At 51.5% G+C, this 13,230-nt stretch carries 8 protein-coding genes; 7 read left to right on the top strand and 1 reads right to left on the bottom strand.

The annotated features are described in order from the left end of the window. The first annotated feature begins 4 nt into the window (after positions 1 to 4). The 7 genes from JET16_RS02015 to JET16_RS01985 all read left to right on the top strand — a co-directional run bounded on the left by JET16_RS02015 (position 5) and on the right by JET16_RS01985 (position 11,736). Complete coding sequence (locus tag JET16_RS02015) at positions 5 to 964, top strand: carbohydrate ABC transporter permease (protein WP_199613923.1); 960 nt, start codon at positions 5 to 7, stop codon at positions 962 to 964. 57 nt (positions 965 to 1,021) lie between these two features. Next, on the top strand, positions 1,022 to 3,490 hold the full coding sequence (locus JET16_RS02010) for a glycosylhydrolase-like jelly roll fold domain-containing protein (protein WP_199613922.1): 2,469 nt from the start codon (positions 1,022 to 1,024) through the stop codon (positions 3,488 to 3,490). Then, positions 3,490 to 5,640, top strand: coding sequence for a glycoside hydrolase family 88/105 protein (locus tag JET16_RS02005; RefSeq protein ID WP_199613921.1), 2,151 nt, complete (start codon positions 3,490 to 3,492; stop codon positions 5,638 to 5,640). Before JET16_RS02010 ends, JET16_RS02005 begins: the two co-directional genes overlap by 1 nt. Positions 5,641 to 5,684: 44 nt before the next feature. Next, positions 5,685 to 7,994, top strand: coding sequence for an AraC family transcriptional regulator (locus JET16_RS02000; protein WP_233530995.1), 2,310 nt, complete (start codon positions 5,685 to 5,687; stop codon positions 7,992 to 7,994). 153 nt (positions 7,995 to 8,147) lie between these two features. Then, the gene (locus JET16_RS01995; RefSeq protein ID WP_199613919.1) at positions 8,148 to 9,443 is read left to right on the top strand and encodes a pectate lyase family protein; all 1,296 of its coding nucleotides are present in this window, start codon (positions 8,148 to 8,150) and stop codon (positions 9,441 to 9,443) included. A 24-nt stretch (positions 9,444 to 9,467) separates the two neighbouring features. Then, positions 9,468 to 10,349, top strand: coding sequence for an Ig-like domain-containing protein (locus JET16_RS01990; protein ID WP_199613918.1), 882 nt, complete (start codon positions 9,468 to 9,470; stop codon positions 10,347 to 10,349). 37 nt (positions 10,350 to 10,386) lie between these two features. After that, a complete protein-coding gene (locus tag JET16_RS01985; protein WP_199613917.1) occupies positions 10,387 to 11,736 on the top strand; it encodes an ABC transporter substrate-binding protein in 1,350 nt (449 codons plus the stop codon). Between the two features lie 165 nt (positions 11,737 to 11,901). Here JET16_RS01985 and JET16_RS01980 read toward each other — a convergent pair whose 3' ends face one another. Then, complete coding sequence (locus JET16_RS01980) at positions 11,902 to 13,197, bottom strand: Gfo/Idh/MocA family protein (RefSeq protein WP_199613916.1); 1,296 nt, start codon at positions 13,195 to 13,197, stop codon at positions 11,902 to 11,904. Between the last annotated feature and the right edge of the window lie 33 nt (positions 13,198 to 13,230).

Raw genomic sequence — 13,230 nt, 5'->3', positions numbered from 1 at the left:
TACGATGGCACATGTTAGTATCGGACGTAAAAAAACTAGAAATATACCAATAACCGCTCTCAAGAAGCTGAAAACGACGTTATTCGGGCTGGAGGCCGACAAGGGTCTCATTTATAAATGCTTTCTTTATTTAATTCTGATAGATACTGCCTACATTTATTTGAACCCGATCTTCTTCATGGTTACAAGCATGATCAAAGATTCGGCGGATTTGGTGGATCCGGCCGTGAAGTGGGTGCCGAGAACGGTCTACTTCGGTATGCTTCAGGATGCCTGGCAGCTGCTTAATTACCCGAAAGCGCTGTCTATCAGCCTTGGGCTGTCTGTCGCCGCCGCGGTGTTTCAAACCGTCACTTGCGCGATTGCGGGATACGCATTCGCCCGTCTGGAGATCCCGTTTAAAAGCTTCTGGTTCTTTTGTTTGCTGCTTACGTTTATCGTGCCGCCCCAGCTTACGGTATTGCCGACGCTGATCGCCGCCAGCCAACTGGGAGCTCTGAAGTCGTATATCCCCCTAATCCTGCCGGCTTTCTTCGGTCAAGGCGTGAAGGGAGCGCTGTTCGTCATCATCTACCGGCAGTTCTTCTCCAAGCAGCCGAAGGAGCTGGAAGAGGCGGCCGCCATGGACGGGGCGAGTGCGCCGAAAATTTTTTTCCGTGTCATGCTGCCGCTCGCGCGGCCGGCATTCGTCGTTGTATTTCTGTTTTCCTTCGTCTGGAATTGGAATGACTTTTACACCCCTACGATCTACTTGCACGGCATGCCGGATCAACCGTTATCCGTCGGCGTGTCGAGCATTACAAACGCGATCAACTTGCGTGCGGAGGAGGTGGGTCCTTCCATCTATGACGAGCCGATGAAGATGGCTGCCGCATTTTTAATGATACTCCCGCCTTTGGTTCTATACGTATTCGCACAGCGATGGTTTGTCGAAAGCGTGGACCGCACGGGCTTGGTGGAGTAAAATCTTGTAAAATGCGTGCCGAGAATGAATATTATTTCGAATAGAAGGAGCCGAAACATGTTCGATCAATTGCGAAAAGAATTCATGGAACCGTCAGGGCTTTATTCCCCGATACCGTTCTGGTTTTGGAACGACGAGTTGACGAAGGAGGAGCTGATCCGGCAAATACGCGATTTTCATTCTAAAGAAGTTGAGGGGTTTGTTTTACATCCGCGAATCGGAATACCGAAAGAGATGCCTTACTTGTCCGACAGCTTCATGGACTTGGTGGAAGCCGCCGTTCGGGAGGCTGCGGAGCTGAACATGCAGGTGATTCTCTACGATGAAGGCATGTACCCGTCAGGATCGGCTAACGGCGAGGTCGTTAGAAGAAACCCGAAATTTGGAAGCCGCGGGCTTCGAATGCTCGAGCTGCCGGCCGACGGGCCGATACGGTGGAAAGTACCGCTGGAGGAAGGAGAGCAGCTCGTATCCGTTCAAGCAGTCAAAATTTCTCCAGATAAAGCGGTAAGCCTGGATGAGACGATCATACTGAAGAAGGAAGACGGTTTTGTCGAGTTTGCGCCGCCCGATCCGGAAGGTTGGTTATTGGTCGCGTTCGTCGAAACGTTCACAAACGGCACGATTCGGGGCATCCACTACGGCCAAGACGACGGGGAGCCCGATGCTCCGCGATCGGCCGATTTGCTCAATCCCGAGGCCGTCCGCTTGTTTATCGAGCTGACGCATGAACGTTATTACCGCCGGATAGGCCGTTATTTCGGCAACACCGTTATCGCTATGTTTACCGATGAACCGGACCTGATGGGCAGAAGGCACAGGAAAGGATTGATCCCTTGGACCGGAGGTTTCCTTGCGGAATTCATTGCAGGAGGCGGCAGGGAGGAAGAGTTGTCCGCATTGTGGCTCGATGCGGGCGTTCGAACTGAATCAATCCGCCAATCGTACCGCAAGGCGGTGCGGGAACGAATGGAAAGAGTTTATTATAAACCGCTGTACGATTGGTGCGAGGAACGCGGCATCGCCTTGACGGGACATCCCGCGGCCAGCGACGATATCGGATTGTTGAGGTATTTCCATATTCCCGGACAAGATATCGTGTGGCGGTGGCTGGCGCCTGAGGACGAGAAAGGGACGGTCGGACGTCACAGCACCATGGGGAAGTGTTCATCGGACGCTGCCCGGCACCGGGGCAGGAGAAGAAATTTGAACGAATGCTTCGGCGTCTGCGGCCAAGGGAACGGATGGGCGTTAACCGCCGGCGACATCAAGTGGTATTTGGATTGGCTGTTCGTTCGCGGCGTCAATTTAATTTCTCCTCACGCATTCTATTACTCTATCGATGGGAAGCGATTGCATGAGCGCGCTCCGGATGTAGGACCCAATAACATCTGGTGGCCGGAGTTTGCCCGGTTTTCACGGTATATCAAACGGATGAGCTGGGTGATGACGGACAGCGCCAACACGACCAATGTAGCCGTGCTGTGTCAAGCGGACCGCTTATCGTGGCGAGTCGCCAAGCCGATGTTTGAGCGGCAGCTGGAATTCAATTACTTGGAGGAGTCGCTCTTGCAAGACGCGAATGTTTGCAAGCTGGAGGGGGGCGCGATATCGATTGCGAATCAGCGGTACGACACGATCGTGCTTGACAAGGGAGCGCTGCTGGAGCCATCGACATGGAGTAAATTGGAGACTTTCGTCCGCCAAGGAGGCACAGTGTTGGAGTGGATCGAAGACGGGACTGCCAGCGCTCCGAATTTCGGTCAGCTGACCTTCGATGCTCTAGAACGTCTCATCGATGAAGCGTGCCGCCGGATGAAGGGCAAACCTGATCTTGACCCGGCGGGGAAAGACTTAAGAGTAAGCCATGTGGTCAAGGAAGGACTGCATCTATACGTGATAGTGAATGAAGGGGAATCGGCTTTTGACGGAAAGATTGCCGTAGCCGAACGGGGCAGGGCGGAAATATGGAATGCGTGGACCGGCGCCATTGAGCCCGCAGCCGCCGTTGAAAAGGAGGCAGGTACGGAGGTGAGCGTGCGGATTGAACGAAGGGAATGCTTGATCGTTGCCGTGGATCCGTATCAAAAGCTTGAACCCCGTTTCCTTCCGATTCCCCGACTGACGCATCATATTGATTTATCCGGGAGCTGGAACATAGAAGGTCGGGAAGACGTCTCGTTAAAGTCATGGGTCGAATGGGACGGGATGGAACACTTCTCGGGTACTCTCAGCTATGATGCCGATGTAACATGGGAGCCGGACGCATCTTATGACGATATCATTCTGGATCTTGGAGAAGTGCACGAGATGGCGCGTGTCTATCTTAACGGGCAAGAGATCGGAGTGCGGTTGTGGGGACCGTATCGCTGGTCCGTCAAAGACAGGCTCCGAAACGGTGTGAATAAGCTGCGCGTAGAAGTGACGAACACTTTGGCGAATCGGTACGACCGGGTTTCGTTGCCGTCCGGCATGCTCGGACCTGTCGGATTATATTGTTACATTTCTTCGGGGAGGAACGATTGATGCGATATTTCGAAGAACAGCTTAGTATGCAACGCCGGTATCCCGGACAGGTGAAGGAAGCGCTGGAGATCATCGCCAACCGCTATATCGGCGAACATCCGAAACATCCGGTCGTGTACAGAGCTTTTAACCGGCAAGGCTTCATAAGGGGGGAGGACTACCGGTACAAATTCGACTTCGCTTCAAAATTCGCTGAGCTGAAGGAGGGACAGTTCGTCTACGCCTGGGCCAAGCTGTGGACCGACAGTCCATCAACTCTCGGCTTCAGCGTCAGCTGTTTCGGCCCCATCTCTGTTTATATTAACGGTCAGCGGGTGTTTAACTCGAATCTGAATGACGATGTGTTTCCAGAGCGGAAGACCGGGTTCAGGGCGAAGCTCGAGCAAGGCTGGAACCACTTCCTGCTTCGCTTCCTCTCTACGCCTACCGGGTGCGGCGGTTTGTTCGGCACGGGATCGATCAAGGGCTTTCCGCTGCATTTCATAGTTCCCTCGCAAGATCGCGAAGGCCAGGAGGGGTGGCTCTACAGCGATCCGACGGATGAGGAGTTAATCTTGACAGACGGAAATATGCCGGTGCTTGATGCGAAATATTCCTGGCATCCCGTCCAGCGATGGGATGAACGGGAACTGGCGAAAGGTGCGTTCTCCCGTTTATTTCATGCGGAGATCGGGAAGACGGCTTATGCTTGGACAAAGCTGCGCTGCAGAGCTGCGGAAGAAGCCTCCTATTGGACGGGTCGCCATGTCGGAAGTCTTACGATATGGATCGGCGGAAAGCTCGTTTATAGCGCCGACGACGGCGGTTCTTTCCGTATCCCGCTTCCGGGAGATTTCCGGACGGACGATGTATTGATCCGCTCAACCTGTACAGGGGAGACATGGGGGTTCGATGCCGATCCGCTGCCTGAAGGTTATGAGTTAATGCCGCCCGTAACCGTAAATGGGAGCGATGAAGTATGGTTTTACTTGGGAGAGATGGAATCGGATCTGCCGCCGGAACAAATATGCAAGATGTCAAAGCTGTTCGAGCACGAAGGCGAGCGTACATATTGGAGGCTTGATCAGCCGGATACGTGGATTCGTCCCTATATCGAAAATACTCATTTCGGCAAATGGAACTACCCGCTGGGAGTAACTCTCTACGGAATATTGCAGACCGGTCTCGGCATCGGCCGGCCGGATTACGTTCAATATGCGCTCGATCATATCGAGCTCTGCACCTCGTTCGACACCTATGCTTTATGGGACAAGGAACAATACGGCGCCGCAGGAGTAAACCATCAGCTGTCCGCCATCGATTCTCTGGATGATTGCGGTTCCTTTGGGGCTACGGCTTTAATCGGCATGAAACACGGAGTGCTTCGCGGAGCCAGGGAGGCCGTAGACCGCATTGCGCGATATATTTCCGATTTCCAGGACCGGTTGCCGGACGGCGCTTTGTACCGTGTGCGCGGCAGCACGGATTTCATGCAGCATACGCTGTGGTGCGACGATTTATATATGAGCACGCCGTTTTTGTGCAGATACTACGAGCTAACCGGCGACGAAACGTATTTGAACGATGCCGTCAAACAATTCCGGCTTTATAAAAAATACTTGTATATGCCGGAAGAGCAAATTATGTCGCACGTACACGATTTTAAATTCGACAAGCCTACGCGGGTGCCTTGGGGCCGGGGAAACGGGTGGGTCCTGTTTTCCTTGACGGAGCTTCTTGCCGTGCTGCCCGGGAACCACGAAGCTAGAGATGAACTGCTTTCCTTCTTTAGCGAGCTGTGTGCCGGATTTTTGCGTTTGCAAGGGGAACACGGCATGTGGCATCAAGTGCTGAACGTACCGGATTCTTATGAAGAAACCTCCTGCACTTCCATGTTCATTTACGCTTTTGCCCGCGGGGTCCGTTACAAGTGGCTGGAGCAGCAAGCTCCTTATGTAAAATCAGTATTGGACGCTTGGGACGGTTTAAGCCGGATAGCTCTGGATAAATGGGGCAACGTGTACGGGGTTTGCAGAGGGTCAGGGTATTCCTTCTCCGCTTTATATTATAAAGACCAGCTTTCTTGGAACCTGAATGACACTCACGGTATCGGCATCGTCTTGTTGGCCGGAATCGAAGTCATAAACATGACGGATAGTCTTAAAGACTAGCCGAAATTTAAGACAACGAAAAGCGGGTGGAAAAGTTGAAGGGGATGAAGGCAGCCAAAGGGAGTTTCTACCGTAAAAGCCTCCTTATCATCTTACTGGTCGCCAGTATCCCCGGATTAATTACGGGGGTCGCTATTTATGTGTTTGCCGTCGGTACGATCGAACACGACCTTATGGCGCTTCATAGCAAACAAATGCAGCAGCGGGTACGTGCGATCAACGATCAATTTTCCTACCTGGAGCAGGGATTGTCTCACTGGGCCTTCGATCCGAGATTCGGCAGCAGGCTGAAAAACACAGATTTTTCTCTACGTATTATTGAGACAAAGGATCTGGTCAGCACATTGTTAATCTTGCAAGGCTCCCATCCGCTAATCGAACGGGTGCAGTTGTACATTAAAGGGCCCGCGCTTTATCTCTTCGACCCTGAATTTACACAGTTATCCGACAATACGAAGCTGCAATCGCAATATGAACAATTGCTGTCCCGCCCCGACAAAATATTTTGGACTTCCAAGCCGATTGTATTGCGGGGGGCTTCCCAAGACGGTCCAGCCAAGACGGAACCCGTCATCATGCTGGCTCGCAAAATACACGGAGACTTAACAGAATCGTTCGGCGTTCTGGCCGTATCGCTAAAGTCGGATCGGCTGCACGATCTGCTTTTGACCTTGACACCTTATCATGAAGGCGCAACCTTCCTAATGAATGAGAATAAAGAGATGATCTTGTCAACGAACAAAGGAGTCGAGGCTCAAGTATTCGAACGGTCGCTGCGGGAAGATATTTTTAAGGCCGGCGGCAAAGCCGGGAGCTACGTCAAGGAGTGGCGGGGAACGACATACTCCGTTTCTTACGGCACATTCGACCGCCTTAGCAAGCAATGGACGTATGTATCGGCGGCTCCCATGTCGGCCATCACATATCCGGTCGTCATGGCTTCGAAGACGATCTTCATCATCAGCGCCTTGATGCTGTTGACCGCGTTGGTTTTGTCCTGGGTCGCGTCGCGGAAAATTTACACTCCCGTCGAGCGCCTCGTCAGGTTAATAGGCGGCGATAAAGCCGCGGAATTGCGCAGTCTCGGCATGGATGAATTCAAGCTGCTGGAGAAACGTTTGCATCATCTGAACCATGAGAGCACGACGCTGCAATTGCGGTTGGAGGAGGAGCTTCCGCGTGTAAAGGAAGGGTTCTTACTGCAGCTGATTCAAGGACATCTGCATGCATATTCCGAGAAGGATTTGCGTGAACGGATGAGGCATTACGGTTGGGCGGTCAGCAGGCAGCAATTCACCTTCGTAGGTGTGCAGCTGACAGGACTGTCACGCCTCGAGGACCGCTTTCTCGCCGGCGACGAGGGACTGGTTACTTTCGCAGCGGCCAACATCATCGAGGAGCTCGCTGCTGAGCATTTGAAACATTGCAGTGTGCTGAACTTTCACAACCTGTCGGTCGGCATGCTGGTCATTACACCCATGGACGAACCTCAGAACGAATCGATTCACGCCTTGTCCGAAGCTCTTACTCAAGCGATAAACAAGCATATCAAACTTATGGTCACGGTAACGATCAGCCGTCCGACACTGCTCGTGAAAACCATTCCGGACCTTTTTCAGGATGTGATGCAAGCTGCAAGCTACAGGCTGTTCAAGGACGAGAATCAGATCATCCGCATGGATGATCTCTCGGCAGACGTCTACGATCACAACAATCATTACCCGTTCGCGTTGGATCGCGAAATCTCGCAAGCCATCCGTATGGGGGAGTGGGAGGCGGCCGAGCGGCTGATCGATCAGTTTCTCGACGAGGTCTCCAGAGCGCAGAAAGAGTACCTCGTTCAACAAAGCGTGCTGCAGCTGTTCGGGAGCATTCAATACATCATTCTTCAATCGGGATTGCAGCCGCATCTGCTCTTCGGAGGGTGCAACATGTTCGAACGGCTGGCGCAAATTCGCGAGCCGGCCAAGCTGACGCAATGGTTCAAGGAAGAGGTTGTACGCCCATATAGACGGCACTTGGAGGAACGCTCCAACCTCCAGCTGAAACGGGTCGTGGAACAAACGATGCAGCTGCTTCAAACGCAATTTATGACCGATGTTTCCTTGGAAAGCTGTGCCCGATTGACCGGTACGACTCCTTATACTTTGAGCAGAGCGTTTAAGCATATTGCAGGAATCAACTTTGTCGATTATTTGACGCAGCTTCGGATAGACCGCGCAAAGGAGCTGCTTCGCACCACCGACTTAAAAATAAACGATGTGGCCGAACAAATCGGATACCAGCACAGTTATTTCAATCGCATCTTCAAAAAATACGAGGGAGTTACGCCAAGCCAATACAGGGAGAAATGAGAAAAACTAAAAAAGGATGTAAAATTCTCATTATATGACAAAATAAATCAAGTTTGCCGTAATACGTCAATAAATGAGTAGAACGCAAGATAAGGAGCGTGGCAAAATGGAGAAAAGAAAGCGCATTCATGTCAAAAGAAGGGGTGGAAATCAATGTTCAAATGGACTGGCAAGCTTTGTTTAATCGTTCTTGCGGCCGTGATCCCGCTCTGCTCCGTCGGTCCCGTTCAAGCCGTATCGGATGGCAGCCCGGTTCCCGCTTTTCCGGGTGCGGAAGGCGGCGGCATGTATACGACCGGCGGGCGCGGCGGTGAAGTGTACGAGGTTACAAATTTAAACGACAGCGGTCCCGGTTCATTAAGGGATGCGGTAAGCCAAAGCAATCGCACGGTTGTATTCAAAGTCTCCGGAAATATCAACCTCAATTCGCCGTTGCGAATCCGGGGAAGCAACATCACGATTGCCGGCCAGACGGCTCCAGGGGACGGAATCAGTGTAAACAACCATTCCACCTATATCGAGGCGGACAATGTAATCATTCGGTATATGCGATTCCGAATGGGGGACCATACGGAATCCACGGGTGACGCTATGTCTGCACGAAGACACCGCGACATTATGATCGATCATTGCTCCATTACGTGGGGAGTTGACGAGGTTCTATCGCCTTATGAAAATGCGAACACGACCGTGCAGTGGTCCATTATCGGGGAAGCGATGCACATGTCCACCCATTCCAAGGGCAGGCACGGCTTCGGCGGATTATGGGGATCCAATAACGCAAGCTATCATCACAATATATTAATCCATAATTCAAGCCGAAATCCGCGATTGAAAGGGACCCTAGACAGCGACAAGCGTTTCGATTTCCGCAACAATATCGTTTACAACTGGAATTACATGAGCGCATACGGCGGCAACAGCTCGGACATAAACATGGTCAACAATTACTTTAAGTACGGTCCGGATACGCTGGTGAACAAGCGCAGCCAGCTGCTGACCCAAACGGGCTCCATAGGAAGACTGTATGTCGGCGGCAACGTGGTCGACGGGGATGCGGCTGTAACGGCGGACAACTGGCTCGGCGTGGATGCGGACGCCGGAAAAGAGATTATGCAAGAGCCGATTGAAGTCACGCCCGTTACGACCCATACCGCTCACGAAGCTTATGAACTGGTATTGAACCAGGCGGGGGCAGTATTGCCGAAAAGGGACTCCATCGACGCCAGGCTGATCAACGATATTCGGAACCGTACCGGAAGACAAATCAATCATCCCGAGGATGTCGGCGGATGGACCGAGCTGCACAGCGCCCCGGCTCCTGCGGATAACGATCACGACGGCATGCCGGATCAATGGGAGCTTGAGCGGGGATTTAACCCGAACGACGCCGAAGATCGCAATGGAGATACCGATTCGGACGGTTACACAAATCTGGAGGAGTATTAGAACTCTAGTGCCGGCAACGGTTCGATGAATCCGGAAGTTTCCATTATCGCACCCGAAACGGACCTGCTGAAAGGGCAGCAAGGTCAAATCAATATCGCCGCGAAAGCCCATGATTCTGACGGGAGCATCGTTAAAGTTGCGTTCTATGCGAACGACATGAAGCTTGGAGAAGATTTTGAGGCGCCGTATACGTTTTTCTGGGATGAGCTTCCGGAGGGTACGTTTTATTTGATGGCAAGGGCGACCGACGACAGCGGGACATCGACGGATTCCACGCCCGTTCCCGTCCATATCAATGCTAAGGGCGATATAGCTCCTTGGATGTCCGCCGATGTCGGCCAACCCGGCATTTCCGGTCATGCAGACCTGCGGGACGGACGGTTGACGGTTAAGGGAGGAGGAAATATCGTTCCGGTGTTTGGAAATAACAAAGGACTTACAGAGGAAGATCAAGCGTTTCATTATGTGTACCAAGAAGTGACAGGCAATGCGGAGCTTGTGGCCCGTCTCGACCGTATAACGGAAACGGCGCCGCACAACCGTTCGGGCTTGATGATCCGGAACGGACTTGAGCCGGCGGCGAAAGAAGCGATGATCGGTTTCTCCGTCCGGGGGGATCAGTACTGCTCCGTGTTCTACAGCAGAGATTCAGAGGGAGCGCCGATGACGCAAACGCCTCCGATCCCTTCGTTAAACACTCCCTTTTACTTCAAATTAACCAAGACCGGAGATACAGTAACAGGCTATCATTCCCGAGACGGGGTCGACTGGGTCAAAGTATCTTCCGCGACATTCGCCGAAGACTCGTTCTATATCGGATTTGCCGTGGATGCAGGCAATGAGAATAATCCGATCGAGCATTACAATTCTTCAATCTTCTCGGAAATACAGCTTGTCACACAATAAAGCAGTTACAAATAAAGTATATCGGGAGGTATAAGCAATGAAACGTCAAACGATTTTCAGCTTATTGATAGCCGTTTGCCTTCTCATTACGGCGGTTGCTTGCAGCTCAGGTAACGTTCAAGAGCCGCCGGGCTCAACCGCCAACGAAGCGGAAGGCGGCAGCGTAAAAGAATCCGCAACTTCGGATGAAAAATTAACTTTGTATGTCCACTCCAACAGCGGCGACTCCGTCGAAAGCTGGAACGAGCGGTTCGGAAATGCTTTAAAGGAGAAATTTCCGAATTACTCTATCGAATATATTCCTAAAACAAAGGAAGTCGGTTTGAAAGAGTTGATTACGGCCGGTCAACGCATAGACATCTTCTGGGAATCCATTGGCGGATTCTCGACCTATTTGCTGGGTCACGATCTGCAATACGATATGTCTGAGCTGATCGAGAAGCACGAGATCGATATGACACGGTTCGAGTCGACGGCCGTCGAAGCGATCAAACAAATTTCGGGAGAGAACAAAATTTACGGCATTCCCGTATTCAACAACACGATGGTAATGTATTACAACAAGGATCTCTTCGATAAATTCGGCGTAGATTATCCGACGGACGGCATGACTTGGACGGAAGCGGCGGAGCTGTCGAAAAAACTGACACGGACGGAAGGCGATAAAATCTATGCAGGGCTGTCATCATCGGAAACCCATATGCTTCTGATGAATCAGCTTTCCATCCCGTTCGTCGATCCGAAAACGCAAAAAGCGACATTGGATCAAGACGAACGTTGGAGACAATTTTATGAAACCGTCTTCGTCCAACCGGCAGTCGGTCCGGGTTACCGGGAATATATGCAAGCTCACGAAAACAAGCTGCCGAACCGCAAGGATTTTTTGGAAGCGCAGGATTTGGCGATGTTCGGATGGTTATCCTCAATCATCTTCGTCTTCCCGGAAGAGTTTTCCAAGATGAATTGGGACATGGTTTCCATGCCGACTTTCGACGAGGCTCCGGGAATAGGGACGCAAGCTTACCCGACATACTTCAGCGTCACGAATATGGCGGAAAATAAAGACGCCGCTATGGAAGTTATCAAGTATCTCGTATCCGACGAAATGCAAACTTCACTCTCAAAAATGGGAGTAATGCCCGTCATTAACGATGAAGCCATCCAGAAGATGTTCGGAGAAGAAAGTATGTTCAGAGGGAAAAATTTTAGCGCGGCTTTCTATAACAAATTCGCACCGATTCCTTACAAATCCGAGCATGACCGCAAAGTGGTGACACCTTATGCAAAGGCGGCTCCCAAGGTGGTGCTGGAAGGAGACTTTAACACGATCTTCCGGACGTACGCGGAGGAGTCGAATCAAAAAATCACCGATACGAAAACAAAGTAATTTATGCAATTGAAATGAGCGCATTTCGGAAACCGTAATTTGACGCTTTGTCGGTTACGGTTTCTTTGCGTCCCTGTTCAATGTAAGTAATTGAAGGAACATGGAAATGACCGTCATACGAGTCGTATCGCCTGACGGTCATTAATGGAATTACCGGTTGAATTGTTAGTGAAATTGTACCAAGTCTTTAATATCGACCGCCTGTCCCGTTCGGAGAGAGATATTTCCTGCAATTCCTGTCAGGATGGACATGGCGCCGTCCACATGGGAGGCCGACCGGTGGAAAGGATCCTCCGGCGGATTGCCGAACAAATCCTCAAGCAGGATCGGATCCGCACCGCCGTGGCCGCCCGCGGCATGAACCAAAGGGACTTCGTAAGGCTCTCCCCAAATAGGCTGAACGAATATTTGTCTGACTTTGGCCGCGCCCTCATCCGCTTGTTTGCCGCCGGCGTTCACATACGATTTTTCGCCGACTTGCAGTTGTATTCTTCCCTTGGTGCCGTTAAATGCAACGACTTGTCCTTCCCAGGGGGAATAGGCATGAAGGGAGTAGTTTAGAATAGCCCTGTTATTGTATTGAACCAGAACACTCATTGTGTCTTCAATGGAAATGCCGTCACCGAACACGCTTTGATCGCGGTGATACCCGTCTTCATGCTCCGCGTCAAGATACATGGCCTTCAGCGAAGGGGATTTATCCAGATGCAGGGCGAACGGGTCGTCTTGAGCTGCGGGACTGCCGTACGCACGTTGGTAGAATTGAGTTATGCCGCGCTTTTCCGCATTCTCTTTGCCGTAGAACGATAAGTCCCCCATAGCGAATACTCTTTTCGGCTCGGTTGCCAGCCAAAAGTTGACAAGATCGAAGTGGTGCGTCGATTTGTGTACGAGAAGACCTCCGCTGTTCCGCTTATCACGGTGCCAGCGGCGGAAATAGTCCGCGCCGTGTTTCGTATCCAGCAGCCATTGGAAATTCACTTGAAGGACATCCCCGATAACGCCGTCTCTGATCAATTCACGAATCTTCGTTGCGTGCGCCGAGTAACGATAGTTGAAAGTTACCCTGACTTTGCGGCCGGTTGCCTTGACGGTATCCAATATTTGTTGGCATTTGTCCTCATCGATTGTCATCGGCTTCTCCGTTATGACGTCGCAGCCAAGCTCCAATGCACGAATAATATAGGTATGGTGCGTACGATCGACCGTAGTCACGATCACTACATCCGGTTTTTCGCTGTGAATCATTTGTTCAAAGGCATCCGCTTTATAAGTAGGAACGGGTCGGAAATCCGCAAATTTATCCGCAAGGCGCTTGTTGGCGTAATCCATCCGGGTTTGATTCACATCGCAAAATGCTGCCAATTCTGCCGTTTCCTTATAAGTTCCGGCGATCGCTTCGTAAAAAAAGGAAGCGCGTCCGCCGGTCCCGACGTGCGCATACCGCTTTCTCTTCAGCATTTTATATACCTCCCTCTTGAATTAATGCTAGAA

This window comes from Paenibacillus alkalitolerans, from assembly GCF_016482785.1.
GTDB classification, from domain to species: Bacteria; Bacillota; Bacilli; order Paenibacillales; family YIM-B00363; genus Paenibacillus_AE; species Paenibacillus_AE alkalitolerans.
Note: the sequence above shows the minus strand (reverse complement) of the source record. Positions and strands in the feature narration are given on the sequence as shown.

What these genes read in the sequence shown, in the direction of transcription:
- JET16_RS01980 (WP_199613916.1), bottom strand. Translation starts at nt 13,197, where the DNA reads ATGCTGAAGAGAAAGCGGTATGCGCACGTCGGGACCGGCGGACGCGCT.
- JET16_RS01985 (WP_199613917.1), top strand. Translation starts at nt 10,387, where the DNA reads ATGAAACGTCAAACGATTTTCAGCTTATTGATAGCCGTTTGCCTTCTC.
- JET16_RS02000 (WP_233530995.1), top strand. Translation starts at nt 5,685, where the DNA reads ATGAAGGCAGCCAAAGGGAGTTTCTACCGTAAAAGCCTCCTTATCATC.
- JET16_RS01990 (WP_199613918.1), top strand. Translation starts at nt 9,468, where the DNA reads ATGAATCCGGAAGTTTCCATTATCGCACCCGAAACGGACCTGCTGAAA.
- JET16_RS02015 (WP_199613923.1), top strand. Translation starts at nt 5, where the DNA reads ATGGCACATGTTAGTATCGGACGTAAAAAAACTAGAAATATACCAATA.
- JET16_RS02005 (WP_199613921.1), top strand. Translation starts at nt 3,490, where the DNA reads ATGCGATATTTCGAAGAACAGCTTAGTATGCAACGCCGGTATCCCGGA.
- JET16_RS01995 (WP_199613919.1), top strand. Translation starts at nt 8,148, where the DNA reads ATGTTCAAATGGACTGGCAAGCTTTGTTTAATCGTTCTTGCGGCCGTG.
- JET16_RS02010 (WP_199613922.1), top strand. Translation starts at nt 1,022, where the DNA reads ATGTTCGATCAATTGCGAAAAGAATTCATGGAACCGTCAGGGCTTTAT.